This is a genomic window from Pyxidicoccus caerfyrddinensis (genome assembly GCF_010894405.1).
Taxonomy (GTDB): domain Bacteria; phylum Myxococcota; class Myxococcia; order Myxococcales; family Myxococcaceae; genus Myxococcus; species Myxococcus caerfyrddinensis.
This window is the reverse complement of record NZ_JAAIYA010000007.1, coordinates 79,611-104,314: the sequence shown is the minus strand read 5'-3', so window position 1 is coordinate 104,314 and position 24,704 is coordinate 79,611. Positions and strand designations below refer to the sequence as shown.

Genomic DNA, 24,704 nt, shown 5'->3' with positions numbered 1-24,704 from the left:
TCATGCGATTCCCTCCCCGACGCTGTCTCATCTTCCTCCTGCTCCTGTGCGTCACCGCGTGCCGGGAGCGCATCCAGCACGGCCTGGACGAGCGGCAGGCCAACGAGCTGCAGGCGGTGCTCATCGAGCGCGGGCTCGACGCGCGCAAGGTGCCGGAGTCCGGCAAGAAGCCGACCTGGTCCATCGAAGTCACCGACGAACACTCCTCGGACGCGGTGCGCATCCTCGCGGAGCTGGGGCTCCCGAGGCCCGCGGAGGAGGTGGGGTGCGACGTCTTCGGGGGCGGAGGGCTGATGCGCACACCGGTGGAAGAGGGGGTTTGCCGGGTGCGCGTGCTGGAGCGGGGGCTGGAGAAGACGCTGCAGACGGTGGAGGGCGTGCTGCTGGCGCGAGTCCACCTGGTGGTGCCCGCGCCGCCAAGGCCCGGTCAGGCCTCCACGCCCTCGAAGGCGTCGGCCATGCTGCGCGTGGCCCCGGGAACCGCGGCGAGGGTGCGGAAGTCCTCGGAGACGTTGCGGTCCCTCATCGCGGGAGGCGTGGAAGGGCTGTCGCCGGACGCGGTGTCACTGCTGGTGGACGAGGTCTCCACGCGGGTGGAGGTACCGGTGGGAGGGGGCGTGTCGCTCCTGACGAGGCTCCGCGCGCTGCTCGCGGTGCTCGGCGTGGTGGTGACGGGGCTAGCGGTGGCGCTGGTGCTGGTGACGCTGCGGATGCGCCACTACCGGGACAGGGCTTCGACAGTGGCCGCTCCGCCATCGCCCGCGCGGCCGGTGCTGACACCGGGCGCGGCGCGCAAGGTGGCGTGAGAGGCCAGGGGAGGACGTCACCATGGAAGCGACACGTGTGGGTCGGGCCGCCCGGCCGAACAAGAGGGCGAAGCCGCCGGTGCAGGCTCCCGCGCGGGAGGAGCCGCCGCCTCAGGCCATGCCGCTTCCGCCGCTGGCCCTTCCGCTGGAGCGCTACGCGCTCGTGGCGTGGGTGCTCGGACGCGAGCGGGCGGCGGAGCTGTTGAGCGGGCTGGGCGTGCGCGAGGCGGAGCGCGCGAAGGAGCACCTGCTGCGCCTCGCGGGGATGCCGTCGGCGCAGCGGCAGGCGAAGGTCGCGGTGGAGTTCGGAGAGCGCGCTGACGCCGCCGGGAGGCTGAAGGCGCTGATGGAAGAGGCGTCGGAGCCGCTGCGGCGGGAAATCTTCCGGCGCCTTCCGCCCTACCACCGGAGCCTGTTCGCCGGACGTCAGGTGGAGCCTGGGGAACAGACGCCGTCCGCCCTGGGAGCCCTGGCCGAGCGGCTCATCCGCGAGGCCACGCGCTGAGCCTTTCCGCGGAGCCGTCCCGGCCCGCGTACCCGGCATCCCGCATCCGGATGCCACGTCTCTTCAACCCCACGACTTCACGGGCGCGGCACCTGGCGGGTGCCGTGCACGGGTGGGGAGTGTCCCAACACCGCCAGGGAGCTTTCGATGAACACCGATGTCGAGCAGTCCGCCACCCGGAAGGTCCGCCCGCTGCGAGGGCTGGGCTCGCGCCGGTTGACCCGCGCGCACGTCGCGCTCTCGGAGCGGCCCCGGGTCGCGGAGCTCGGCCGGGAAGCGCTGGGAGTGGTGGCGGACGTGTTGTCCCGGGAGCTGGATTGTCCGGTGAAGGCGGAGGCGCGGCTCCTGGAGGCCGCCATCTCTCCAGCGAAGGGGCTGGCGCAGCCGGCGGTGTTCGCGCTGCTGGAGCTGTCGGCGGTGGGCGGGACGGGCGTGCTGGAACTGGAGCCGGCGCTCGCCTTCGCCGCGCTGGAGCGCATCGCTGGCGCGGGGCAGCGGCCGGGTGTGGTGACGGAGTTGGCGCGGCTGGAGGAGGCGACGCTGGCCTACCTGCTGCTGCTGGCGCTCTCCGCGGTGCGCTCCCAGGGAGTGCTGAACCCGAAGCTGGGGCCGCGACTGTCGGGCGTGACGATGCGGCGGGCGGACGTGGTGGCGCGGCTGGATGGGCGGCAGTCGCTGGTGGCCATCGAGCTGTCGCTGACGGTGGGGCCGGTGAGCGCGGGGGCGCGCCTGCTGCTGCCGGCCCCGGTGCTCCAGACGGTGTTCCAGGAGCTGCCCGTGGAGCGCGGGCCGGGCATTGCGCCGGAGGTGCTCGCGGCGTCGCTGGAGGCGCGGTGCCTCATCGGTCAGACGCCGCTGCCGGCCATGGCGCTGGAGTCGCTCGCGGTGGGGGACGTCGTCCTCTTCGAGGGGGTGCGCCGCGAGGGCGGATGCCTCCTGGGGAAGGGCCGGCTCGTCACCCGTGGCTTCGCGCTGGTGGGGAACTTCCTCGCCGAGGGCTTTTCGCTGACGCGCGCGCACGGAAGCGCGCATTCCCAGGAGTCGGACATGGTGGACCTGAAGGAGCTTCGCGAGGGCATGCCCCCGCTGCCGGTGGACGTGGAAATCGAGCTGACGCGGGTGATGGTGCCGCTGTCGGAGCTGGCGGCGCTGAAGCCGGGCGCGCTGCTGCCGCTGCACATCAGCGCCAACGAGCCGGTGCTGCTGCGCGTGGGCGACCGTGCGGTGGCTCGCGCCGAGCTCGTGGAAATCGAGGGCGAGGTCGGAGCCCGGGTCCTGGCGTTGCTGCCATGAGGCCACCCATGAACAGCCTCCTCTCATCCATGTCTCCCCGTGCGCGCCTGCTGGCGGCGGGGGCCCTCTTGCTCGGGCTGGCGGCGCTCGGGCCGCTGGGGGGACTGTCCATGACCTCCGCCGCACGGGGGCTGCTGGGCGCGCTGGCGCTGGGCGGCCTGGGCTGGTGGTTGCGACGGAGAGGCGCCTCGGGACCGGAGGGGCCCCAGGTGGCACGGCTGCACGTCGTCTCACGAGCGGGGCTCTCCCCGCGCTGCGGGGTGGCGCTGGTGGAGGTGGACGGACGCGGCTACCTGGTGGCCTTCGGGGACTCGTTCGCGGAGATCCGCGAGACGCAGGAGCAGGGGAACGTGTTCGCGCAGGCGTTGGCGCAGGCCCGCCGGCCGATGCCGAAGCGCCGGGTGCCGGGGCGGGGCAAGGGGGTGGGGCGATGAAGCGCGTGCTCATGGGCGCGGGGCTGTTGGCGCCGGCCCTGGCATCCGCGGCGGAGACGTCGCTCTCGCGGATGTCCTACGCGGGCAGCCCGCTGTCGATGATGGGGATGCTCGCGCTGATGTCGCTGCTGCCGTTCGCGGTGCTGATGCTGACGAGCTTCTCGAAAATCGCGGTGGTGCTGTCACTGGCGCGCTCGGCGATGGGGACGCAGCAGGCGCCGCCGACGCTGGTGCTGACGGGACTGGCGGCGGTGCTCACCGGGCACATCATGGCGCCGGTCATGGAGCGCATGTACGACGCGGGGCAGGTGGCGTACGCGGAGGTGGAGGCGGGCTCGGGGGCGCAGATTCTGTCGGCCGCGTCGCGGGTATCGGAACCGCTGCGCTCGTTCCTGGTGAAGCACGGCAGCCCGGAGGAGCGGGCGCGCTTCGTGGACCTGGCGCGCGAGCTCCGGCCGCCGGAGGAAGCGGACGCGGTGCACGAGACGGACCTCTTCGTGGTGATTCCCGCCTTCGTCATCACCGAGCTGAAGGAGGCCTTCCAGATTGGCTTCCTCGTCTTCCTCCCGTTCCTGGTGCTGGACATGGTCATCGCCAACGTGCTGCTCGCGCTGGGGATGCAGACGTTGTCACCGAGCCAGGTGAGCCTGCCCTTCAAGATCCTCCTCTTCGTCGCCGTGGATGGCTGGGCCCTGCTCGCGCGGGGCCTCATCCTCGGCTACCGGTGACGCCATGACTCCGGACGTCCTGCTCACCCTGGGGCGCGAGGCCTTGCTGTTGATGGTGTTCGCCTCGCTTCCTCCCATTGGCGCGAGCCTGGTGGTGGGCTTCCTGTCGAGCCTCTTCCAGGCCACCACGCAGCTCCAGGAGAGCACGCTCGCGGTAGTACCCAAGCTGTGCGCGGCGGTCCTCGCGCTCGTGCTCGCCGGGCCGTGGATTGCCGGCCAGCTCACGCGCTTCACGCACCAGCTCCTCATGCTCATCGCCGAGGTGGCGGCATGAACCTGGAGCCGCTGCGTCTCTGGCTCGAAGCGCTGGGGCCAGACATCGTCGTGGTGGCGCTGTGCGCCGCGCGGCTGGTGCCCATCGCCTTCCTGTGTCCGCTGCTGGGAGGGCAGGCCACGCCCACGACGGTGCGGCTGGCGCTGGTGCTCGCCCTGTCGCTCTTCCTTCGCCTCGAGGCGGGCGTGGAGCTGGTGACGCCGGTGGAGTCCTCGCTGGAGCTGGCGGCGCTGGTGGTGCGTGAGCTGGGCTATGGGATGTCGGTGGGGCTCGTGGCTGCGCTGCCCTTCGACGCGGCGCGGATGGGAGGCCGCTTCATCGACCTGTTCCGGGGGACGTCGGCGGAGGCCAGCCTGCCGGCCGCGGGCAGCCGCGAGTCGGCCACGGGGGATGGGCTCTACCACCTGCTGGTGGCGCTCGTGGTGTCGGGGAGCCTGTTTTCGCAGGTGCTCTCCGGGCTGCTGCGCGGCTTCGGAGTGGTACGGCTGGGAGCCTTCGTCCCGACGGAAGCGGCCACGATGCACGTCGTCGTGCTGGCGGGAGGCGCCCTGGCCACGGGCCTGGCGGTGGGGGCGCCGGTGGCGGCGGCGGCGCTGGCGGTGGACTGCTTCCTCGGACTGGCCTCGCGAGCCGCGCCCCAGGTGAACCTGCAGGAAGTGGGAGCGCCACTGCGGATTCTCGGCGGCGGCGCGCTGCTGTGGTTGGGCGTGGGCGTGCTCTGCGAGCGACTTCTCGCGGGTGTGCTCTCCACGGAGGGCGCGCTGGCGATGCTGGGCGAGGTGGCGCGATGAGTGGCGAGAAGACGGAGCAGCCCACCGCGAAGCGCCTTCGGGAGGCGCGGCGCAAGGGACAGATTCCGCGCAGCCGGCTGCTGACGTCCAGCGCGGTGACGCTGGGAGGGCTGCTGGGCTTCACGGCCTTCGCACCCGAGGGTTTCCTTCGACTCCAGGACTGGACCGCGCGGTTGTTCCTCGAGCAGCGCGACCTGGGAGCGTGGCGGGAGGGGCTGTGGATTGCCGCGAGGCTGTGCGGGCCGGCGCTGGGGGGCGCCCTCGCGGCGTCGCTGGGAGTGTCCGTCGCCACGGTGGGCTTCGAGCTGGAGTCGGGCCACGCGGCGCCGAAGCTGGAGCGCATCAGTCCCGCGGCGGGCCTGAAGCGGCTGTTCAGCATGCGGCCGCTGGTGGAGGTGGCGAAGGCGCTGGGGGTGGTGGCGCTGGTGGCGGCGCTCGTCTGGAGCGAGGTGGAGGAGGTCGGCCCGGACGCGCTGCGTGCCACCTGGCTGGGCGGCGCGCAGGGGCTGACCCTGCTGGTGCATCGCCTGGGCGGGCTCGCCATCCGGCTCGCCTGGGTGGTGCTGGTGCTGGGCGTGGGGGACTACGCGCTCGCGCGCCGGCGCCACGTGAAGGACCTGATGATGAGCCGCGAGGAGGTGAAGCGCGAGCACAAGGAGAGCGAGGGCGACCCGCGTCAGAAGGGACAGCGGCGGGCCCTGCAGCGGCAGCTCGCACAGGGCGGACCGGCACGTGGAGTGCAGAAGGCTACCGCCGTGGTCATCAACCCCACGCACCTCGCGGTCGCGCTCCGCTACGACGCCCGGGAATGTGAGGCGCCCTATCTCGTGGCCAAGGCCCGCGAGGAAGACGCCCTCGCCCTTCGGGAGGAGGCGCGGCGGCTCGGGATTCCGGTGGTCAGGGACATCCCGCTGGCGCGCAGCCTCATCCACTACGACCTCGGGGAGTCCATCCCCGAGGAGCTGTACCAGGCGGCCGCGGTCGTCCTGCGCACGGCGATGGAGACGCGAAGCGCGGACGACCATCCACGGAGACAGACGCCATGAACCCGCTCTCGAAAATCTTGTTGAAGGCCCGGAAGTCCTCGGACGTGGTGCTCGCGGTGGCGATGGCCGCCGTTTTGGGTGCCCTCATTGTTCCCCTGCCGGCCTGGATGCTGGACGCGGGGCTCGCGGTGAACCTGGCCGCGGCGGTGGCGCTGCTGGTGGCGGCGCTCCGGGCAAAGGACGCGCTGAAGGTGACGTCGTTTCCCACGCTGCTGCTGTTCACCACGCTGTTCCGACTGGCGCTCAATGTGTCCTCCACGCGGCTGGCGCTCGCGGAGGGGCACGCGGGCGAGGTCATCCAGGCGTTTGGTGAGTTCGTGGTGCGCGGGGACTACGTGGTGGGCGCCGTGGTGTTCGCCATCCTCACGCTGGTGCAGCTCCTGGTGGTGGCGAAGGGGGCCGAGCGCGTCGCGGAGGTGTCCGCGCGCTTCACCCTGGACGCGATGCCGGGCAAGCAGATGTCCATCGACGCGGACCTGCGCGCGGGGGCCATCGACCAGGCGCAGGCCCGGCAGCGAAGGCGGAACCTGGAGCGCGAGTCGCAGATGTTCGGCGCCATGGATGGCGCGATGAAGTTCGTGAAGGGCGACGTGGTCGCCGGCCTCGTCATCGTCGCGGTGAACCTGCTGGGAGGAACCGTCATCGGCGTGCTCCAGGGCGGCATGTCCCTGTCGGAGGCCGCGTCGACCTTCGCGCTCATCGCGATTGGCGATGGGCTGGTGTCGCAGGTCCCCTCGCTCTGCATCGCGGTAGCGGCGGGCCTCGTCGTCACGCGGGTGGCCTCGGAGAAGGAGGACGACTCGCTCGGCCTGGAGATTGGCTCGCAGTTTTTCGGCGAGGCCCGGACGCTCTGGGTGGTGGCGGGGCTCTGTGTGGCGCTGGCCCTCATGCCGGGCATGCCGCACCTGACGTTCCTCATCCTGGCCGCGGGACTGGGCGGGCTCGGCCATGCGCTGAATCAGCGGGGGCCCGTGGGGCCCGAGGAGAAGGAGGGCGCCACCCCTGGCGCGGCGGTTCCAGGCCCCGCCGCGGGCGCGCCGCCGGAGAGTGCCGCGGTGCCCGTGGGCGTCTCGCCGCTCACCCTGGACCTGGCGCCGGACCTGACGGTGCTGGCGGAAGAGGAAGGCGGGGCCTTCGTCCACAAGACGCTGAACGCGGTGCGGGACGAGCTGTTCTTCGAGCTGGGGGTGCGCATCCCCGGCATCCGCGTGCGGACGCAGGCCGCGTACCTGTCGCCCGGGGAGTACCGCATCCAGGTGGACGAGGTCCCCGCGGGCGGAGGGCAGGTCGTCCCGGGCACGCTCTACGCGCTGGCGCCCCCGGAGGAACTGGCCTTCCTCCAGGTGAAGGCCGAGCCCGCGGTGGAGCCCGCCACCGGCACGGCCATCAGCCGAATCACGGAGGCGGGGCGGGCCCTGCTGGAGGCGGCGCAGGTCCCCTTGCGGCGCCCGGCGGGTCTGCTGGCGGACCACCTGAGGAGCGTGCTGCGGGCCCGCGCCGCGGACCTGCTGGGGCTCCAGGACGTTCAGGGCCTGCTGGAGGGACTGGAGGCCCAGTCACCCGTCCTGGTGAAGGAGGCCCTGCAGAAGGTGCCGCTGCCGCTGCTCACGGACGTGCTGCGCAAGCTCCTCCAGGAGGGCGTCAGCATCCGAGACCTGCGCGCCATCCTGGAGGCGCTCGTCTCACCCACCACCGAGGGGGACGCGGTGGCGCTCGCCGAGCGCTGTCGTCAGGCACTGCGCCGGTACCTCAGCCACAAGTTCGCTCCCACGGGGCCGCTGTACGCCTACCTCGTGGACCCGGAGGTGGAGGAGGTGCTGCGGGCGACGGGGCCTCGCGGGCCCTCGCCCGACCCGGAGCGGGTGGCGGAAATCCTGGAGGGGGTGCGGCAGGTGGCGACGGGAGGGCGGGCGGTGCTGCTCACCGCGCCGGACGTGCGCAGGCCGCTGCGCAGGCTCTGCGAGGGCGCATTCCCGGACGTCGCGGTGCTCACCTACGGCGAGCTGGACGGGGCGCTGCAGATTCGCCCCATCGGCCGGCTGTCGCCCGTGCCGATGGGACGCTGAGGCAACCGGCAGGGCTCAGAGCCCCGTGCCGGTGCTGGGGCCCTTGCTCTCGGAGACGGAGGGCAGGTCCGTCTGGGCCTGCTGGGGCGGCGGACGGTTGACCCGGTCGCGCAGCTCCTTGCCCGTGCGGAAGAGCAGGCCGCGCTTGGGCTTCACCGGGATGACCTGCCCCGTCTTCGGATTGCGGCCCTGGTAGCCCTGGTAGTTCTTCACGTGGAAGGCACCCAGGCCGCGAATCTCGATGTTCTCCCCGCGGCAGAGGGCATCCTTCATCGACTCGAAGATCGTCTCGATGGTGGCCTCAGCCTGCTTCTGCGTCACGCCCCGCTTGGCGACGAGGATGTTGATCAGATCGGACTTGAGCATCGGACGCTCCCGCAAACCCGGTGACCCCTTGGAAACAGGGCACTCTGGCCCTCGGTCGAATCCTGAAAACATAGCAGAACGCATCCCCCATGCAAGCGAGGTGGACAGCCAACCACCCAGAACCTCTACGGATTTCCGCCGGCCGCAACCCTGGGGGGCGCGGAGGCCACGGGCTCGGCGAGTCCGGGGCGCAGATGCACCACGAGGTCCAGCCAGCGGGTGCGGCGCAGCAGGTCGATGCCGGCGCAGTCGGCCGCCTGGAAGAGGGGCTCCATCTGCTCGAAGCCCGGGGCGCGAGGGCCGTTCCAGGTCTCCGAGCCGCCGCTGATCATCACCCCATGCACCGCCAGCGTGGTGTCCGCCAGCGTGAGGGTAGCCGGGTCCCTGGCGGGACGGAGGCCGCCCCGGCGCAGGCGCTCGAGCAGCTCCGCTTCCACCATGCGGTCCACGACTTCGTGGACGAGCGATTCGGGGACCCGCAGGCGGGTCGCCAGCTCACGGGGCGTGGGGGCTTGAGTCCCGTCCACCCAGGCCAGCGTGGTCTCCTGGGCGATGCGGGAGGCCACCAGTTCATGCGCGCGCGGGTGGGTGCCGAAGGCGAAGAGCGAGTCCCGGAAGGCGGCGTGCTCCACGGCGTAGGACAGCCGGGCCCCGAAGAGGAGCAGCAACCAGCTCACGTACACCCAGGCGAGGAACAGGGGCAGGGCGCTGAGGGAGGCGTAGAGGGGGTTGTGGCGGAAGCTGCGGAGCGCGAACTCGGCGTAGACCTGCTTGGCCACCATCCACCCCAGACCCGCCACCAGCCCCCCCGCGAGGGCCGAGCGTACGCGCACGTGGGAGTAGGGCGTCCAGAAGTAGAGCAGGGTGAGGCTGGCGATGGCGACGAGCGTGGTGCCCAGGAAGATGAAGGCGTGGGCGTGGGGCGCGTGGGTCTGCAGGAAGTCGCGGACCTTGCCCGTCCCGGAGAAGGAGACCGCGAGGAAGAAGGGGCCCAGCAGCAGCAGTCCCCCGTAGATGAGCAGGCGCACGCCCCAGGGGCGCTGGCGGCGGATGCCCCACAGCTCGTTCACCGCGCCATCGAGCTGCCGGAGCAGCGAGCCCGCCGACATCATCACCGCGAGGAAGCCCACGCTGCCGATGGCGATGCGGTTGCTGGGCTGCAGGAACCGGTCGAGGAACTCGGACGTCTTGCCCACCACCCCCGGGTCCAGCAGCTCGCCCACGACCCGACGCAGCTCGGCCTTGAACCCGTCCTGGTGGAAGGCGGTGAGCAGCACCAGGGCCACCGTCAGCAGCGGCACCAGCGAGAACATGCTGATGTACGTGAGCGCGGCGGCCCGCAGCCGCAGGTTCTCTCCACGGAAGCCCTGGGCCACGGTCCGCGCGGCCATGAAGGTGTCCGTCGCGAAGCGCCCCACCTGGGTGCGCTGCGCTGGCGCCCAGACCCGGAGGGCCCAGCCCACCGTCCTGTCCCGCGTCGCCCGCAGCCACGGAAGCGGATTGGCCGTCACGGTTCCCCCCAGGCGCTGCGAGGCGGGTGGGCATGAGCCCGCTCGCGACAGGCGATGCGGCGCCTCGTAAGGGTCGGCCCGCGTAGGGGAAAGGGAGAAGTCATCCGTGGGAGCTGGCCGGGCCCGGAGCGGACAACGCCCCGCGGCAATGGGACCCAAGGCTAGCCAATTCGAGGCCCCCGGGGCCAGCCCACCCCAGGGGGCGTGGGCGGCCAGCGCATCCCATCCGACACAGCCGTGAGGCGCGGCGGAGTGGAACGGGAAACCGCGCCGGGAGTATCCACGGCGCGGATGGGGCAGGACGCCTGCTCGCTTGCCCTGCGTCTGTCACGCAGCCGCGGGGCCGGGAGCCGGAATCAACCGCCTGGACTTCAGGTCGAGCCGCCGCCCGACGGCTCGGAGCCGCCGCCCGACGACGAGGGCGAAGCCGGAGGCGTCGAGCCGCCACCGCCTTCATTCCCGCCCGAGCCGCCGCTGCTACCCGATGAGCCCTGGCCACCGCCGCGCTCACCACGTTCGCCCCGGTCACCACCCCGGCGCTCACCGCGTTCGCCGCCCCGGTCACCGCGCTCACCGCGTTCGCCGCCCCGGTCAGCGCGCTGCTCACCGCCACGCTCGCCACCGCGCTGCTCACCGCCCCGGTCGCCCCGGGGACGGTCGCCGCCACGGTCGGGCCGACGGCCCTCACGCCGGTCGCCGCCACCGCCACCGCGGTCTCCGCGCTCGCCACCGCCGCGGTCGCTGCGCTCACCCCGGTCGCGGTCCCTGCCGCCGCCCCGGCGGCCCTGGTCCTGGCGTCCGTAGCCGCCGCCGCCGCCGTTGCTGTCCGGCTTGCGCTGCTGCATGGCCAGCTCACCGTCACCGGAGCCCGGCGACGAGGCCACCTTGTGCTCGGGGCCCGTGGCCGAGCGGCCATAGATGTCGTACTGCTCGCGGTGGTAGTTCTGCTGCGCCTTGACCTGGATGGACTTGTTGTACCGGTCCATCAGGTGCCGCAGCTCGTTGCGCTCCTCGCCCTGGAGCAGGCGCGCCACCTCCGCGTTGCAGTTGATGACCAGCGTGGAGTCCTTGTAGCCCGGCGCCTCGCGGCGGATCTCCCGGAAGATTTCGTACGCCACGGTGGTGGCCGTCTTCACGAAGCCGTTGCCGTCGCAGTACGGGCAGTCCTCGTGGAGCATGCGGCCGATGGACTCGCGCACGCGCTTGCGCGTCATCTCCACGAGGCCCAGCTCGGAGATGCGCAGCACGTTCGTCTTCGCCTTGTCGCGGCCCAGCGCCTCCTGCAGCGACTTGAAGACCTTGTCCCGGTTCTGCGCCTTCTCCATGTCGATGAAGTCGCAGATGATGATGCCGCCGATGTTGCGCAGCCGGAGCTGGTAGACGATCTCCTTGGCGGCCTCGACGTTGATCTTCGTAATCGTCTCTTCGAGGCTCTTCTTGCCGACGTACCGGCCCGAGTTGACGTCGATGGCGGTGAGCGCCTCGGCCTGGTCGATGATGAGGTAGCCGCCGCTCTTCAGCCACACCTTGCGCTGGGTGGCACGCTGCAGCTCCTGCTCGATGCCGTACGCGTCGAAGACGGTGTCGTCGCCCTCGTGCAGCGCCACGCGGTCTCTCAGCGCGGGGTCCTGCGCGGTGACGAAGCCGAGGATGCGCTCGTACTCCTCGCGGTCATCGACGACGAGCTTCTCCACGTCGTGCGCGAAGAGGTCTCGCGTGGCGCGCAGGATGAGGTCCAGGTCCGGGTGCAGCAGGCCGGGGCCGCCGCGCTTCTCGTTGCGGCGCACCACCTGGTTCCACACCTCGATGAGGAACCGGATGTCGCTCTCCAGCTTCTCCTGGGGAACGTTCTCCGCCACCGTGCGGACGATGAAGCCCGTTCCGGGCGGCCGCATCTTGTCCACGATGTCGCGCAGCCGCCGGCGCTCCTTCTCGTTGGAGATGCGGCGGCTGATGCCCACGTGGTCCACCGTGGGCATGAACACCAGGTGACGGCCGGGGATGGAGATGTGCGAGGTGAGCCGCGCGCCCTTCGTGCCGATGGGGTCCTTCGAAATCTGGACCACGACTTCCTGGCCCACCTTCAGCAGGTCCTCGATCTTGTCCGTCCGGCGCTGCTTGGGCTTCTCCTTCTCGTCGTCGCGCTTGTCGCGGCGCTTCTCCTCCGGGCGCCGGCCCTTGTCCTTCTCGCGGTCCTTCTCACGGCCCTCGCGGGCGCGGGGCTCGCGGGCCTCCCGCGCCTCGCGCGGCGTGCGGCGCTCACCGGAGACTTCGGCGGGGCGCGCGGCCGGAGCCGGCGCGGACTCGCCACCGGCGGGAGGGGGAACGATTTCGCCCAGCGCGGTGGCCGCCGCCGGAGGAGGCTCCGCCTGCAGCATCGCCGCCGCCAGGGCCGCGGCGGTGGCACCCGCGTCGGTGCCCTCCGTGGAGCCCGACTCAGGGGCCGGCGCCGCGACGGCGCCCTCGGGAGCGCTCGGCGCGGCGGCCTCGGCCACCGGCGTCGCTTCCGTCACCTCCGCCACCGCGGCGGGGGCCTCGGCCGAAGCCGGCGCCTCGGGCGCCGCGCTGGCCGCGGGGGCCTCTTCGGCGGTGGGCGCCGCGGCCTCGGCCGGGGCGGCCGGGGTGTCCGAAAGAATCAAGGCCGGCGCGTTGGCGGCCAGCTCCATGACGGTGTCGCGCGGCAGGGACTCGGCGAGGTGCAGGGCGGCCTCGCCGGTCAGCTCCTCCACCTCCGCCTCCACCACGGGGCCATGGACGTGGGCGGCCTCGGCCGCGTCGGCCTCGGACTCGGTGGGGACTTCCGGCGCGTCCTCGTGCTCGCCCTCGGTCAGCTCGAACTGGGCGCGCGCGAAGTCAGGGTCGTAGACGACGTCGCTGACGTAGAGGAAGGCGGCCTTCTCCAGGCCGATGTCGACAAAGGCGGCCTGCATGCCCGGGAGCACCCGGACGACCCGGCCCTTGTAGATGTTTCCGACGACTCCCTTGTCCTTCTTACGCTCGAGGTAGAACTCCGCGATGTGGCCGCCCTCGACGAGCGCCACACGAGTCTCGCGACCCGCGGCGTTGATGACCAGGATGCTGCTCATGGATGAATCCTGCACGCGCGCGCGGTAGGGCGGACCTCACCGGACGGGAGGCGGCAAGACGCCGCGCCTCCGAGCACGCTGCGAAGGGAGAGGCGGCCTCCGGCGGACCTCCAGCGAACCGGCCCCGCCCGGACTGTCCGGGTAGGGTTCGTGTCGCACTGTCGAGGACCGAGGGGACCACCGCCTGCTCCTCCGAGTTCATGTCGCCCCGCATTGCGACCGGCACCGTACCGGGCGGGGCCTTGTCTTCACACGCGCTCGAGTCCCTCCACCACGTGCGGGCCACCCGCTCTTCTATCCGCACCCGGTCGGTGCCCGTCTGGGGCCACCTTGGGGGGGCGACTGGAGCCTCGGTGCAGCCGGCGCGCCCGGAGGAGACCGGAGACGCAACCCGTCAAAATCCCTACCGGACATGACCCCCGACAACGCGGGGCGTCATACAAACGTCCAGAAACACGGAGAGTTTTCCACCCCCTGCCCGTGGTGTAAAGCCGAGAAACGGCTTCCATCCACTGTCTGGCAGATGATGGGCGCCTGCCCGGCCGGGCTTCAGGCCTGGGCCGGGGCCTGCTTGCGGCCTTCGGGCTTGTCCAGCCGCCCGCGCGGCCGGCGCACCAGCCGCAGGCCCGTCCACGTGGCGTCGATGGTGCAGATTTTGTTGTCCACCAGGCCGATGTCCAGGGCCGCGTGGCGGACGAAGTCCTCGGAGAGGCTCGTCTTGACGCCCTCGCCGCCGGGCCAGCACACCCAGATGCCGCCGGTGAGCGCCATGGCACGTGCCAGGGCGGGCAACCGCTGCACCAATTCCTGGGCGTCCGAGGTGAAGAAGAGGATGACATCCAGGCCTGTCTGCGCGGTGATGAGGAACTCCACCCCATCCGGCAGCGGGTTGAGCTTCTGCACGAAGCCCCGCGGCGGGTTGATGACGGAGACCTTGGACCCGGCCCGGATGCCCAGCATGGCCGGCAGGGAAGCCAGCGCGTAGGGCGTCATGACGTGCGCTCCACGATGAATTGACTGAACTCGCCGGTGGCCTCGCCGTCCGTGCGCGCCACGTCCGTGACGCGCGCCTGCTGCGGACCGCGTTGACACCACCGGATGAACTCTTCCAGCACGGCGGGCACACCCTCCGCCACGGCCTCCACGGCGCCGTCGGAGCGGTTGCGCACCCAGCCGGTGAGGCCCAGGCGCGAGGCTTCGCCGCGGGCGCTTTCCCGGAAGAAGACGCCCTGCACCTTGCCCTCGATTCGCAGCGTCACCCGCCGCGCGCCGCCACTCATGAACCCAAGCCTCACCCTCTGGCGTTGGCCTGCAACAGCTGCAGGAACGCCTGCTCGTCCAGGATTCTTACCCCGAGTTCCTGGGCCTTCTTCAGCTTGCTACCGGCATCGTCGCCGGCAACGAGAAAATCGGTCTTGCGCGAGACACTTCCCGCCACCTTGCCACCACGCCGTTCGACCTCTTCCTTCGCCTGCTCCCGCGACATACCCGTCATGGCCCCGGTAAGCACCACCGTCTTGCCCACGAAGGGGCCTCCGGTGGCGACCTGGGGGGGGGCCGGGGAGACGCCGGCGCGCAGCAACTCCTCCACCGCCTCGCGGTTCTGCGGCTCCTGGAAGAAGGCGTGGATGACCTGGGCCATGATGGGGCCCACGTCCTTCACTCGGGTGATTTCGTCCAGGCTGGCGGTGAAGAGCTGGCGCACGTCCGGGAAGGCCTCGGCCAGGGCCTTGGCCGTGGCGTCCCCCACGTGGCGGATGCCCAGCGAATAGAGGAAGCGGCGCTGCGTGGTCTGCTTGGAGTGCTCCACCGAGGCCAGCAGGTTGTCAGCGCTCTTGTCGCCCATGCGCTCCAGCGTCAGGAGCTTCTCCTTCGTGAGCGCGTACAGGTCCGCGAAGGTCTTCACCGTGCCGGTGGCCACCAACTGCGCGGCCAGCTTGTCGCCCAGGCCCTCGATGTCCATCGCGATGCGGCTGGCGAAGTGGCGGATCTTCTCCACCAGCTGCGCGGGGCACGAGGCGCCGGTGCAGCGGATGATGGCCCCGTCCTCGTCCTTCACCGCCACCGCGCCGCACACCGGGCAGTGCTTCGGGAACTCGAAGGGCTTGGAGTCTCCGGGGCGCTTGGACAGCACCACGGAGGCGATTTCCGGAATCACGTCTCCGGCGCGGCGCACGAAGACGGTGTCGCCCCGGCGCACGTCCTTGCGGCGCAGCTCGTCCTCGTTGTGCAGCGTGGCGCGCGCCACGGTGACGCCGCCCACCTTCACCGGCTTGAGGTGCGCCACCGGCGTCAGCGCGCCCGTGCGGCCCACCTGGATGCCGATGTCCTCCACCAGGGTGGACTCCTCCTCCGGGGGGAACTTGTACGCCACCGCCCAGCGGGGGCTCTTGGAGACCTGGCCCAGGCGGCGGCGCAGGTCCTCCTCGTCCACCTTCACCACCATGCCGTCCACTTCGAAGGGCAGCTCGTGGCGACCCTTGAGGGAGGCGTCATGCGCCTGGCGCACGCCGTCGAGGCCCTCGGCGCGGACGTAGCGGTTGATGGGCAGGCCGAGCGTCTTGAGGTACTCCAGCTTCTCGATGTGCGACTTGAAGTCGGGCACGCCGTCGCCGGGCACGCACTCGTAGAAGTAGACGGACAGCGGGCGCGCGGCCGTCTCCTTCGGGTCCAGCTGGCGGAGGCTGCCCGCGGCGGCGTTGCGCGGGTTGGCGAAGAGCGGCTCGCCCTCTTCCTCGCGCTTGTCGTTGAGCTTCTTGAAGTCCGCCTTGCGGATGAAGACCTCGCCGCGCACCTCGAGCAGCCCGGGCACCTTCACGCCGCCCTGCGGGAGCAGCTCCATGGGCAGGCTGCGCACGGTGCGCAGGTTGGCGGTGACGTCCTCGCCGGTGGTGCCGTCGCCACGCGTGGCGCCCTGGATGAAGACGCCCTTCTCGTAGCGCAGGGAGATGGCCAGGCCGTCGAGCTTCGGCTCGCACACGTAGGTGACGGAGGGCAGGCTCACCAGCTTGCGGATGCGCTCGTCGAACTCCTGCAGGCCCTCGTCGTCGAAGATGTTGGCCAGCGAGAGCATGGGGACGCGGTGGACCACCTCCCCGAACTCCTCCACCGCCGCGCCGCCCACGCGCTGGGTGGGCGAGTCCGGCGTCTGCAGGGTGGGGTGCTTCTCCTCCAGACCCTGCAGCTCGCGCATCAGCTTGTCGTACTGCGCGTCGCTGATCTCCGGCGAGTCGAGCACGTAGTAGCGGTAGTTGTGGTGCGCCAGCTCCTGGCGGAGCTCGCGGGCTCGGGCTTCGGCTTTCTTGAAGTCGTCCACGATGTGCGGTCCTTACCTCAAATCCCACCACCGGAGGATGCGCCACGCGCGGGCCTCCGGTGTCCGCGCAATCTAGAGCGCCTCACCGACATGACGTGATGGCCTTCCCACGATGCGCTGGCGCCTGCCCGGAGCCACCACCCGTGGAGTAGGACGCGGATGGCGGAGCGGGGCCCGGTGCACCGCACGGGGTGGAGGCCGTCGCGGGGCGAACCCGTGGAGATGGGCCGGCCCGGGAGGCCGGGACGTCCGGCCGGGGCGGGTGGGGAAGGGGAGGACGGGCCGGCGTGTTGCCTTCCCATGCGGGGGGCGCCGTGCGGCAACCCGTGGGGTCCTTGCTTCCGGGACGGGGCGTGACATGCAGCCTGAGGCCCCTCGCGGAAATGTGCCGGCCCCGCTCTCCTGTTGGTCATCAGGAAGAGAGAGACCCCGGACAGCAAGGATGCCTTGACAGGTCCGGAGGGGGTCAATAACGTCCCCCGGCGGTTCATGGCGCAGGAGTTTCGACGGCGCCGTCTCTTCCCAACCAACAGGCTCACGCCCGCGCAGTCCCGTTCAGGGATTCCGGCGGGGCCGTCCTCCTGGAAGGTGCTTCCGAGGGCCGCGGACATTTCCGCAGCAATTCCCCCCGTCCGACGCCTCGGTCGCCCCGCTCCTCCCCAAGCGTTACAGACATGCGTAAAGCCCGTACTTCGAGAGAGAAGGTTGCCGCCACCGAGGTCGCCGTGGAGGCCGACGTGGAGAAGCCTCGCCGCAAGCGCGCGGCGAAGACGGCCGACCGCGACGACACGGAGAAGCCCGTCCGTGCCCGGCGTACCCGCCGCGACGACGAGGTCGCGGCCGAGCCGGCGGCGGCCCCCGAGCCGCCCCGGCCGGTACTCACCCCCATCTCGCGCCCCGTGCGCGACGACGACATCCAGGAGGCGCGCATCTCCGGTGGTGACGAGGAGCAGCCGGCCGCCACCCTGGCGCCTCCTCCAGAGGCCCCCGAAGCCCCCGCCTTCACGGAAGTCACGCGTGACGGCGCGCCGATGCAGGTCATCAAGCTGAACGACCTGAAGCGGATGAAGATCACGGACCTGGCGAAGATGGCCCACGACACGGGCATCGAGGGCTACCAGGGCCTGAAGAAGCAGGACCTCATCTTCGCGCTGCTGGGCGGCATCGCCGACAAGCGCTTCGAGGTCCACGCGGAAGGCGTGCTGGAGCTCCTGAGCGACGGCTTCGGCTTCCTGCGCAGCGCGGACAGCGACTACCAGCCCAGCCCGGACGACATCTACGTGTCCCCGTCGCAGGTGCGCCGCTTCAACCTGCGGCCCGGCGACACGGTGACGGGCCCCATCCGCCAGCCCCGCGAGGGCGAGCGCTTCTTCGCGCTCCAGAAGGTGGACAAGGTCAACTTCGCGGACCCGATGTCGGACGCGGCGCGCGAGCGCATCCTGTTCGACAACCTCACGCCGCTCTATCCGACGCGCAAGCTCAAGCTGGAGCACGAGTCGTCGGAGATGACCACGCGCATCATCGACATGTTCTGCCCCATCGGTCTGGGCCAGCGCTGCCTCATCGTCGCGCCGCCGAAGGCCGGCAAGACGGTGCTCTTGCAGAACATCGCGCACGCCATCAGCCGCAACCACCCGGACGTGTACCTCATCGTGCTGCTCGTGGATGAGCGCCCCGAGGAAGTCACGGACATGGAGCGCAGCGTGCGTGGCGAGGTGGTGTCGTCGACGTTCGACGAGCCCGCCACGCGGCACGTGCAGGTGGCCGAGATGGTCATCGACAAGGCCAAGCGCCTCGTCGAGCAGAAGTACGACGTCTGCATCCTCCTGGACTCGATTACGCGTCTGGCGCGCGCCTACAACACGGTGGTGCCCGCGTCCGGCAAGATTCTGTCCGGCGGCGTGGACGCCAACGCGCTCCACAAGCCGAAGCGCTTCTTCGGCGCCGCGCGCAACATCGAGGAGGGCGGCTCGCTGACCATCATCGGCACCGCGCTCATCGACACCGGCAGCCGCATGGACGAAGTCATCTTCGAGGAGTTCAAGGGCACCGGTAACTCCGAAATCGTCCTGGACCGGAAGCTGATGGAGAAGCGCATCTTCCCGACGTTGGACATCAACAAGTCCGGCACACGCAAGGAAGAGCTGCTGTTGACGCCGGGCGACCTCGTGCGCATCACCGCCCTGCGTCAGGTGCTGCACCCGTTCACGCCGATTGACGCGATGGAATTTGTGCTCAAGCACATGCGTCCGACGCCGTCGAACGCCGACTTCCTCGGCTCGATGAACCGGTAAGCCACCGGAAAAAAGGAGCGCCCATGCGCCGCCCCCTGCTGGTCCGCCTGTCCACCCTTGTCGTGGGGATGACACTCGGAGCCCTGGCAGGGTGCGACCTGGGCACCCTGGACCCGCCGACGGAGGACCCTCCGCCGGTGCTGTCCAGCGCCACCTGCTACAGCGATGACGACTGCGTGGCCGACGCCTGCTGTGGGCTCGGCACCGCCGTCACCCACGCGGAAGAGGGCCCGAGCTGCGGAGGCGTCTCATGCACGGGCGGCTGCCCGGCGGGCTCCATCGACTGTGGCCGCTGCATCCCCGTCTGCCGAGGCTCGCGCTGCTCCGCCGCCTGTACCTCGAGCCCGTGAGGGCCTGAGCAGCCGGTGGGCGTGTGTCACGCCCTCGACGTCCCGAGCCCGCCGTGGGCCAGGCGCGCCTGGCCCATGCCCTCGTCACGCCGGTGCGTGAGGCCTCACCGAGCTGAGGCCCGGCCTTGCCCTCGTCAGGCCGCGGGCGTCCGCGTCGCCTCGGCCTCCGCCGTTGCCACCACGGGCGCCGGCTGGGCCTTGAGGCGCGCGTAGTCGAAGCACGCCACGAGGATGGAGGCGACGGGCACGGCGAAGAGGGCGCCCACCAGTCCGAAGAGCCGCTCCCCGGCGATGAGGGAGAAGGCGACGATGACGGGGTGCAGGTGCGCGGCCTGGCCCATGATTTTCGGGTTGAGGAAGTACGCCTCCAGCGCGTGGATGCCGACAATCCACGCGAGAATCGCCAGGGCCTTCCGGAAGTCATCCGCCAGCGCGATGAGGACGATGGGCACCGAGCTGAGGATGGTGCCGAAGATGGGGATGAGGCTGAAGAGCGTGGCGATGGTGGCCAGCAGGAATGCGAACTTCACGCCGAACAGCAGCAGCCCCACGAAGGTGAGCGTGCCGTTGACGACGCAGATGGTGACCTGGCCGCGCACCACGCCGGACAGGGAGCGGTCGATGCGCTCGACGAGCTGGCGCGCGTCGTGGGTGTACTCGGGCGGAATCAGCGTGCCGACGTAGCGGCGGATGGCCTGTGCGTCGATGGAGAAGAACGCGCCCACCATCAGCACGAAGAACAGCATGAAGACGCCCGCGGCCACTCCGGCGACGATGCTGCGCGACACGTTGACGATGTCGCCCAGGTTCTCCCGCACCAGCGACGAGGCGCGCTTCACCGTGTCGCCCAGCAGCTGCTCCAAATCCAACGCGAGGCTGAACTGCCCCGTGTGGGCCGCGTCGTCGGCGCCCTCGAGCGCACGGGTGGAGAGGGCCACGGGGATGCCCCGGTTGCTGAGCCACGTCTCACCGCGCTGGGCCAGCTCCTGCACGTGCTCCGGGGTGAGCGTGTTGGCGAAGGCCATGGCGTCGCGGCTGACGCGGGCCAGCTCGCGGTAGAGCTGCGGCACCAGCGCGACGAAGAAGAGGTACACGCCCACGAAGAAGCCGGCGTAGATGAGCAGAATCGCCACCCAGCGCGGCACGGTCCGGCCCGCCACCTTCACGCGGGTGATGCGCGCGACGAGCGGCTGCACGAGGTACGCGATGAGCGCCGCGCCGGCGAACGGCATCACCACCGAGCGGAAGGTGACCAGCGCCACCGCGATGGCCAACCACAGCACCGCCAGGATGAGCAGTCGCTTGCGTCGTTCGGCCGTCGGGGTGCGGAGGCCGGGAGGAGGGTCCAGGGGCTGCAACATGGCACGGGCTTATGGCAGTGCCCTTCCCCTGACAAGAGCAGGCGCGCTCCGGCGGCCCCTCGTCACGCCCGCGTCAATCCGGAGTCGCTGTAGCGCTACAGCGGAGCCGGCCCCGTGGGAGCAGGCGGGCAGGCGGGTTCAGGCGCTGGGCCCCGCCACGAGGCGCAGCTTCGCCTCCAGCCGGTCCAGACAGTCCCGCATGTGCTTGCGCTTGACGCGGCCCTCGGTGGCCTCGCCCAGGCCCGCCATCTGTTCGGTGAGCCAACGACTGAGGAACAGCAGCGGCAGCCGGTCGTCCGGACCCAGGCCCCGCTCCAGGTAGCGCTTGTTGCGCATGTATTCGTCGTACGCGTCCGCCTCGTGCGCCAGCTCCCACCGCGCCAGTCGCAGGGCCTCCGTGTAGACGGCCGGCATGGGGCGCGGGCGGGGCTCGGTGAAGAGGGGCGCGAAGCTGCCGCCCGTGTCCAGGTCCAGCTCCTCCACCGGCGGAGGCCACTGCTGGAGGTCCTTCGCCAGCAGCTTCGCCACCTCCTCCAGGAGGTGGTCCACCAGGGTGACGGGCTTGAGGTCGAAGAGGTGGTCCCAGCGCGACGGCATGCCTTCCTCTCTACCTCAGGACGCGGAGGCCGGCAGCGACAGCGAGCGCAGCACCGGGGCCGGCGCGGGCTCGCCATAGCCCAGGGCCAGCTCGCGGCGGATGACCTCGTACACCGCCCGTTTGGTGAGCAGCTCGCCATGGTCCACGCCGGGCACCTCCACGTTGAAGACGTTGGGTTGCTCCTGCACGTCCACCACGGCCGAGGGCCAGCGCGTCACTCCGTCCTCGCGCGAGTAGAGGGACACCAGGCGCACGTCTCGCGGGAAGGCCCCCATCCGCAGTTGCTTGAGGAAGGGCGACACCGGCGTGAGCTGCCACATGCTGCGGCTGAACCAGCCCAGCGTCGCGCAGCCCAGGTACGCCAGCCGCGAGCCCCGGTGCGGCGTGCCCAGCGTCACCAGGCTGCGCACGCGCTGGTCCCCACCCAGCCGCTTCACGTAGTAGCTGCCGATGAGGCCGCCCTTCGAGTGGCCGATGATGGTGAGCGGCCCCATGCCGGGGAAGCGCGAGTACATGCGCTCCACCTTCTCGCGCACCTTCCTGGCCAGCACGTCGATGCCGTAGGTGTTGAAGCGGTCCAGCGCCCCACCCAGGTGGATGGACCAGACGCAGTAGCCGTCACGCCGCAGGCGGTGCTCCAGCACCTCGAAGACGCGCCGGGTGCTGAAGAAGCCGTACAGCAGCAGCACCGGCTTGGGGCAGTCCGTGAAGTCCGTCCGCCGCACGACGCGGTTGGCGTTCGGGTCCAGGTGCAAATAGCCCGCGAGGTCCCGAAGCTGACGCTTCCACCGGCGGTAACGCAAGACGAGAGGATTCATGTCTCACCCAGGCCCTCGTGGCGCCGCATGTGAGCAGGATAGAGAGCGTGTGCTTCGCGTGCCGGCCTGCCCGCCACGTAGGCGTGGTGCAACGAGGAATGCTCAACGTCCTGCGTCGCCCCCGAGGGCACCACCGTCGGGAATCCCACCATCCCCCGGACCGGCGTCCGGGCGTCCTCCGTCCGGAGTCCCCGCGTCCGTGCCGCCATCGCCGCCCTGGCAGCACGCCGGCACCTGCGCGAAGTACAGGCCCGCCTGGGAGCAGGGGACTCGGATGTCGCGGAGGTAGGCGCTGCAGCCTCGCACCAGGCGGCTGCCCTCGCACACGGGAGTGCCCGCGTCCGCCGGGTTGCAGGCCGTCAGCTCCAGCGCGCACACCGCGCGCGAGCGGTAGAAGCGCGCGTCGTTGCGGTTGCCGGGGACGACGGTGCAGGTGGCGCCTTCTCCACAGTCCTGCACGGTGGGCCCGGTGGAGCAGGGGCCCACGGCGCAGGCGGTCTCACAGTTGAGGGCCTCCGTGTCGTCGCAGCGCGGGGCCTGGGCGCACAGGTCTCCGCCCGAGCAGGCGGAGGTGAGGACGACGAGGAGGACGAGCAGAGGTGCGGGACGCGGCAAGTGGGGCCTCGGGCGGGTCAGGTGAAGCGCTCGAGGAAGTTCACCAGGATTCGCCTCCCGGAGGGAGTGGGCATGATGCCCGCGAGCAATTGAGGCACCCGCTCTCCCGGCGCGGCGCCTCGCGCGACGGCGTCGCGGTCCAGGCTCTCCTGCCTCGCCAGGATGACCGCGCGGATGGCGTCCGTGGGGGCCTCCGGGTGGAACTGCACGCCGCGCACGTTTGGCCGGAAGGCCAGCGCCTGCGCGGAGGTGTTGGCGTTGCCCGCCAGCACGCGCGCGCCCTCGGGAAGCTGGGTGACGATGTCCTCGTGGGTGGCCTGCACGGCGAAGCGCTCGGGCAGTCCGTCGAAGAGGGCGTCCTTCCGGCCCTCCTCCGTGAGGGCCACCTCCACGGTGCCCGTCTCGCGGCCCCTCGGGTTGCGGGCCACGCGGCCGCCGTACGCATGCGCGAGCAGCTGCTGGCCGAAGCACACACCGAGCACCGGCGTGCCGCGCTCGCCCGCCTCCACCATGAAGGCCGCGGTGCGCTCCATCCACGGCGCGAGCTGTGTCACCGACAGGGGAGAGCCCGTCATCATCACCGCGTCGTAGCCGTTCGTACTCTTGGGCAGCGGGGCGTCGCGGTGTACGTGGAGGATGTCGAAGCGGTAGCCGGACAGTCCGATGGTTTGCAGAAACCACCGTTCGTAGTCGCCCACCGAGAGGCGCACGGACTCGGCCGCGTCGCCTGCTTTCAGCAAGAGGACGTTCTTCACCGCGGCAGGTTGCCGCATCCGTGCCTCGTTCCTAACGTCTCGTGCCACGCGTGTCCGCTCCTGAGCATTGGGAGGGGGCCGCCTGTGTGACCCGGGGCATCCCGATGATGGACGCTTGCTCGCTCACTCCTCGGCTTCCCGCCCTCAAGTTGCACATCTTGCACGTCGACAGCCCGCTCGACGAGGCCACCCGGCACGGTGGCTGGAAGGAATGAATCCATGCCGACGCGTCCCAAGGCGAAGGTCCTCACGCATCCAGCCATGGCCCGGAGGGCCCGTACCAAGGAGCGCGAGCACACTCGCGGCAGCGTCTCCCGCGAAGACAACGGGACGGACACCCTGCGCCGCTGGCTGGACGAGAAGGGCGTGAAGAAGGTGAAGGTGGGCGCGGTCGACATCGACGGCGTCTGGCGCGGCAAGTACATCTCCCTGGAGAAGTTCCTCAGCGCCGCCAAGAGCGGGCTGGGCTTCTGTGACGTCGTCTTCGGCTGGGACTTGAGCGACGAGCTGCTCGACAACACCCAGGTGACGGGCTGGCACACCGGCTACCCGGACGCGCACGCGAAGGTGGACACCTCCACCGGGCGCATCATTCCGTGGGAGCCGGACACCGCGGCCTTCCTGCTGGACTTCGTCAACGCGGACGGCTCGCCCTTCGAGGCCAGCCCGCGCCAGCTCTTGCAGAAGATTTCGGCGCGCGCGCGGGACATGGGCTACCTGCCCCGCTGCGGCGCCGAGTACGAGTTCTTCATCTTCAAGGAGCAGCCGCAGAGCCTGAAGGAGAAGGGCTTCCAGTCGCTGACGCCGCTGACGCCGGGCATGTTCGGCTACTCGTGGCTGCGCACCTCGCAGAACGCGCCACTGGTGCACGCGCTCATCGACGGGTGCAACGCTTTCGGGCTCAACATCGAGGGCTTCCACACGGAGACGGGCCCGGGCGTCTTCGAGGCCGCCATCCGCTACGACGACATCGAGAAGTCCGCCGACAAGGCCGCGCTCTTCAAGACGGTGGTGAAGGAAATCTGCGCCCGCCACGGCCTCACCGCGTGCTTCATGGCGAAGGTGAACGCGAAGCTGCCGGGGTGCTCGGGGCACGTGCACCAGTCGCTGTGGGACTTGAAGGGCGAGAAGAACCTCTTCCACGAGGAGGGCTCGCCGCACGGCATGAGCCGGATGATGCGGCACTACATCGGCGGGCAGCTCGAGCTGATGCCGGAGTTGACGGCGCTCTACTGGCCCACCATCAACAGCTACAAGCGCAGCGTGGAGAACACGTGGGCGCCCACCACCGCGACGTGGGGCCTGGAGAACCGGACCACCGCCATCCGCGTCATCGGCGAGAACGCCAAGGCGATGCGGATTGAATACCGGCAGCTCGCCGCGGACATGAACGCGTACATCGGCATGGCGGTGAGCCTGGCCGCGGGCCTGTGGGGCATCCAGAACAAGGTGGAGCCGCCCGCGGCCTGCAACAGCAACGCGTATGCGGAGGCCGACGCCCGGCCCCTCCCTCGCAACCTGCGGGATGCGGTGGCGCTGCTCAAGAACAGCGAGCGCGCGCGGGAGATTCTGGGCGAGGGCTTCGTGGACCACTTCGTGCGCACGCGCGAGTGGGAGGTGCGCCAGTACGAGCGCGCCGTCACGAATTGGGAGCTGGAGCGCTACCTGGAGCTCATCTGATGAACACGACG

Annotated in this window: 23 protein-coding genes; 12 read left to right on the top strand and 11 right to left on the bottom strand. The window is 70.8% G+C overall.

Features of this window, described 5'->3' with window-relative positions; translation table 11 throughout:
* The first annotated feature begins 2 nt into the window (after positions 1-2).
* The 9 genes from G4D86_RS18170 to G4D86_RS18130 all read left to right on the top strand — a co-directional run bounded on the left by G4D86_RS18170 (position 3) and on the right by G4D86_RS18130 (position 7,943).
* Positions 3-806, top strand: a complete 804-nt coding sequence (locus G4D86_RS18170) for a flagellar M-ring protein FliF (protein ID WP_163995242.1) — start codon at positions 3-5, stop codon at positions 804-806.
* 22 nt (positions 807-828) lie between these two features.
* Positions 829-1,311 (top strand): hypothetical protein, encoded by a 483-nt coding sequence (locus G4D86_RS18165; protein WP_163995241.1) that lies wholly within the window; start codon positions 829-831, stop codon positions 1,309-1,311.
* A gap of 147 nt (positions 1,312-1,458) precedes the next feature.
* Positions 1,459-2,604 (top strand): type III secretion system cytoplasmic ring protein SctQ, encoded by a 1,146-nt coding sequence (gene sctQ, locus G4D86_RS18160; protein ID WP_205519624.1) that lies wholly within the window; start codon positions 1,459-1,461, stop codon positions 2,602-2,604.
* Between the two features lie 8 nt (positions 2,605-2,612).
* On the top strand, positions 2,613-3,038 hold the full coding sequence (locus G4D86_RS53810; RefSeq protein ID WP_275899120.1) for a flagellar biosynthetic protein FliO: 426 nt from the start codon (positions 2,613-2,615) through the stop codon (positions 3,036-3,038).
* The gene (gene sctR / locus G4D86_RS18150) at positions 3,035-3,766 is read left to right on the top strand and encodes a type III secretion system export apparatus subunit SctR (protein WP_163995238.1); all 732 of its coding nucleotides are present in this window, start codon (positions 3,035-3,037) and stop codon (positions 3,764-3,766) included. The genes G4D86_RS53810 and sctR overlap by 4 nt, the downstream gene beginning before the upstream one ends.
* Before the next feature lie 4 nt (positions 3,767-3,770).
* Entirely contained in the window at positions 3,771-4,040 is a 270-nt protein-coding gene (locus G4D86_RS18145; RefSeq protein WP_163995237.1) for a flagellar biosynthetic protein FliQ, read from the top strand.
* A complete protein-coding gene (locus tag G4D86_RS18140; protein ID WP_163995236.1) occupies positions 4,037-4,831 on the top strand; it encodes an EscT/YscT/HrcT family type III secretion system export apparatus protein in 795 nt (264 codons plus the stop codon). The genes G4D86_RS18145 and G4D86_RS18140 overlap by 4 nt, the downstream gene beginning before the upstream one ends.
* Positions 4,828-5,877, top strand: coding sequence for an EscU/YscU/HrcU family type III secretion system export apparatus switch protein (locus tag G4D86_RS18135; RefSeq protein WP_163995235.1), 1,050 nt, complete (start codon positions 4,828-4,830; stop codon positions 5,875-5,877). The genes G4D86_RS18140 and G4D86_RS18135 overlap by 4 nt, the downstream gene beginning before the upstream one ends.
* Positions 5,874-7,943 (top strand): flagellar biosynthesis protein FlhA, encoded by a 2,070-nt coding sequence (locus G4D86_RS18130; protein ID WP_163995234.1) that lies wholly within the window; start codon positions 5,874-5,876, stop codon positions 7,941-7,943. The genes G4D86_RS18135 and G4D86_RS18130 overlap by 4 nt, the downstream gene beginning before the upstream one ends.
* 15 nt (positions 7,944-7,958) lie before the next feature.
* Here the strand turns inward: G4D86_RS18130 and G4D86_RS18125 are convergent, their stop codons facing one another.
* From G4D86_RS18125 to ligA, 6 genes are all read right to left on the bottom strand, one after another.
* Positions 7,959-8,309 (bottom strand): HU family DNA-binding protein, encoded by a 351-nt coding sequence (locus tag G4D86_RS18125; protein WP_163995233.1) that lies wholly within the window; start codon positions 8,307-8,309, stop codon positions 7,959-7,961.
* 125 nt (positions 8,310-8,434) lie between these two features.
* Positions 8,435-9,820 (bottom strand): YhjD/YihY/BrkB family envelope integrity protein, encoded by a 1,386-nt coding sequence (locus G4D86_RS18120; protein WP_163995232.1) that lies wholly within the window; start codon positions 9,818-9,820, stop codon positions 8,435-8,437.
* A 371-nt stretch (positions 9,821-10,191) separates the two neighbouring features.
* Positions 10,192-12,906 (bottom strand): Rne/Rng family ribonuclease, encoded by a 2,715-nt coding sequence (locus G4D86_RS18115; RefSeq protein WP_163995231.1) that lies wholly within the window; start codon positions 12,904-12,906, stop codon positions 10,192-10,194.
* Positions 12,907-13,455: 549 nt separating this feature from the next.
* Positions 13,456-13,899: a DUF3052 family protein gene (locus G4D86_RS18110; RefSeq protein WP_163995230.1), complete on the bottom strand. Its 444-nt coding sequence runs from the start codon at positions 13,897-13,899 to the stop codon at positions 13,456-13,458.
* On the bottom strand, positions 13,896-14,186 hold the full coding sequence (locus G4D86_RS18105) for an acylphosphatase (protein ID WP_163995229.1): 291 nt from the start codon (positions 14,184-14,186) through the stop codon (positions 13,896-13,898). The genes G4D86_RS18110 and G4D86_RS18105 overlap by 4 nt, the downstream gene beginning before the upstream one ends.
* 11 nt (positions 14,187-14,197) lie before the next feature.
* Entirely contained in the window at positions 14,198-16,222 is a 2,025-nt protein-coding gene (gene ligA / locus G4D86_RS18100; RefSeq protein WP_163995228.1) for an NAD-dependent DNA ligase LigA, read from the bottom strand.
* Positions 16,223-16,896: 674 nt separating this feature from the next.
* On the opposite strand from ligA, the gene rho reads away from it, so the two are divergent.
* Together rho and G4D86_RS18090 are read left to right on the top strand one after the other, a co-directional pair.
* Complete coding sequence (rho, locus tag G4D86_RS18095) at positions 16,897-18,516, top strand: transcription termination factor Rho (RefSeq protein ID WP_205519623.1); 1,620 nt, start codon at positions 16,897-16,899, stop codon at positions 18,514-18,516.
* A 23-nt stretch (positions 18,517-18,539) separates the two neighbouring features.
* Positions 18,540-18,866 carry a hypothetical protein gene (locus G4D86_RS18090; RefSeq protein ID WP_163995227.1) on the top strand — a complete coding sequence of 109 codons (327 nt, stop codon included), beginning with the start codon at positions 18,540-18,542 and terminating at the stop codon, positions 18,864-18,866.
* 134 nt (positions 18,867-19,000) lie between these two features.
* Here the strand turns inward: G4D86_RS18090 and G4D86_RS18085 are convergent, their stop codons facing one another.
* The 5 genes from G4D86_RS18085 to G4D86_RS18065 all read right to left on the bottom strand — a co-directional run bounded on the left by G4D86_RS18085 (position 19,001) and on the right by G4D86_RS18065 (position 23,031).
* Positions 19,001-20,227: an AI-2E family transporter gene (locus G4D86_RS18085; RefSeq protein ID WP_163995226.1), complete on the bottom strand. Its 1,227-nt coding sequence runs from the start codon at positions 20,225-20,227 to the stop codon at positions 19,001-19,003.
* A 138-nt stretch (positions 20,228-20,365) separates the two neighbouring features.
* Positions 20,366-20,824, bottom strand: a complete 459-nt coding sequence (locus tag G4D86_RS18080) for a hypothetical protein (RefSeq protein ID WP_163995225.1) — start codon at positions 20,822-20,824, stop codon at positions 20,366-20,368.
* Positions 20,825-20,839: 15 nt separating this feature from the next.
* Positions 20,840-21,643, bottom strand: coding sequence for an esterase/lipase family protein (locus tag G4D86_RS18075; RefSeq protein ID WP_163995224.1), 804 nt, complete (start codon positions 21,641-21,643; stop codon positions 20,840-20,842).
* A 102-nt stretch (positions 21,644-21,745) separates the two neighbouring features.
* Positions 21,746-22,258: a hypothetical protein gene (locus tag G4D86_RS18070; protein ID WP_163995223.1), complete on the bottom strand. Its 513-nt coding sequence runs from the start codon at positions 22,256-22,258 to the stop codon at positions 21,746-21,748.
* 17 nt (positions 22,259-22,275) lie between these two features.
* On the bottom strand, positions 22,276-23,031 hold the full coding sequence (locus G4D86_RS18065) for a glutamine amidotransferase (RefSeq protein WP_163995222.1): 756 nt from the start codon (positions 23,029-23,031) through the stop codon (positions 22,276-22,278).
* 201 nt (positions 23,032-23,232) lie between these two features.
* On the opposite strand from G4D86_RS18065, the gene G4D86_RS18060 reads away from it, so the two are divergent.
* Entirely contained in the window at positions 23,233-24,693 is a 1,461-nt protein-coding gene (locus G4D86_RS18060) for a glutamine synthetase family protein (protein ID WP_163995221.1), read from the top strand.
* Positions 24,694-24,704 lie beyond the last annotated feature (11 nt).

Bases quoted from the DNA above. Each gene is read 5' to 3' on its own strand.
- G4D86_RS18145 (WP_163995237.1), top strand. From the start codon at position 3,771: ATGACTCCGGACGTCCTGCTCACCCTGGGGCGCGAGGCCTTGCTGTTG.
- G4D86_RS18130 (WP_163995234.1), top strand. From the start codon at position 5,874: ATGAACCCGCTCTCGAAAATCTTGTTGAAGGCCCGGAAGTCCTCGGAC.
- sctQ (WP_205519624.1), top strand. From the start codon at position 1,459: ATGAACACCGATGTCGAGCAGTCCGCCACCCGGAAGGTCCGCCCGCTG.
- G4D86_RS18090 (WP_163995227.1), top strand. From the start codon at position 18,540: ATGCGCCGCCCCCTGCTGGTCCGCCTGTCCACCCTTGTCGTGGGGATG.
- G4D86_RS18110 (WP_163995230.1), bottom strand. From the start codon at position 13,899: ATGACGCCCTACGCGCTGGCTTCCCTGCCGGCCATGCTGGGCATCCGG.
- G4D86_RS18170 (WP_163995242.1), top strand. From the start codon at position 3: ATGCGATTCCCTCCCCGACGCTGTCTCATCTTCCTCCTGCTCCTGTGC.
- G4D86_RS18140 (WP_163995236.1), top strand. From the start codon at position 4,037: ATGAACCTGGAGCCGCTGCGTCTCTGGCTCGAAGCGCTGGGGCCAGAC.
- G4D86_RS18065 (WP_163995222.1), bottom strand. From the start codon at position 23,031: ATGCGGCAACCTGCCGCGGTGAAGAACGTCCTCTTGCTGAAAGCAGGC.
- G4D86_RS18105 (WP_163995229.1), bottom strand. From the start codon at position 14,186: ATGAGTGGCGGCGCGCGGCGGGTGACGCTGCGAATCGAGGGCAAGGTG.
- sctR (WP_163995238.1), top strand. From the start codon at position 3,035: ATGAAGCGCGTGCTCATGGGCGCGGGGCTGTTGGCGCCGGCCCTGGCA.
- G4D86_RS18060 (WP_163995221.1), top strand. From the start codon at position 23,233: ATGCCGACGCGTCCCAAGGCGAAGGTCCTCACGCATCCAGCCATGGCC.
- G4D86_RS18135 (WP_163995235.1), top strand. From the start codon at position 4,828: ATGAGTGGCGAGAAGACGGAGCAGCCCACCGCGAAGCGCCTTCGGGAG.
- G4D86_RS18115 (WP_163995231.1), bottom strand. From the start codon at position 12,906: ATGAGCAGCATCCTGGTCATCAACGCCGCGGGTCGCGAGACTCGTGTG.
- G4D86_RS18125 (WP_163995233.1), bottom strand. From the start codon at position 8,309: ATGCTCAAGTCCGATCTGATCAACATCCTCGTCGCCAAGCGGGGCGTG.
- G4D86_RS18075 (WP_163995224.1), bottom strand. From the start codon at position 21,643: ATGAATCCTCTCGTCTTGCGTTACCGCCGGTGGAAGCGTCAGCTTCGG.
- G4D86_RS18165 (WP_163995241.1), top strand. From the start codon at position 829: ATGGAAGCGACACGTGTGGGTCGGGCCGCCCGGCCGAACAAGAGGGCG.
- G4D86_RS53810 (WP_275899120.1), top strand. From the start codon at position 2,613: ATGAACAGCCTCCTCTCATCCATGTCTCCCCGTGCGCGCCTGCTGGCG.
- rho (WP_205519623.1), top strand. From the start codon at position 16,897: ATGCGTAAAGCCCGTACTTCGAGAGAGAAGGTTGCCGCCACCGAGGTC.
- G4D86_RS18085 (WP_163995226.1), bottom strand. From the start codon at position 20,227: ATGTTGCAGCCCCTGGACCCTCCTCCCGGCCTCCGCACCCCGACGGCC.
- G4D86_RS18080 (WP_163995225.1), bottom strand. From the start codon at position 20,824: ATGCCGTCGCGCTGGGACCACCTCTTCGACCTCAAGCCCGTCACCCTG.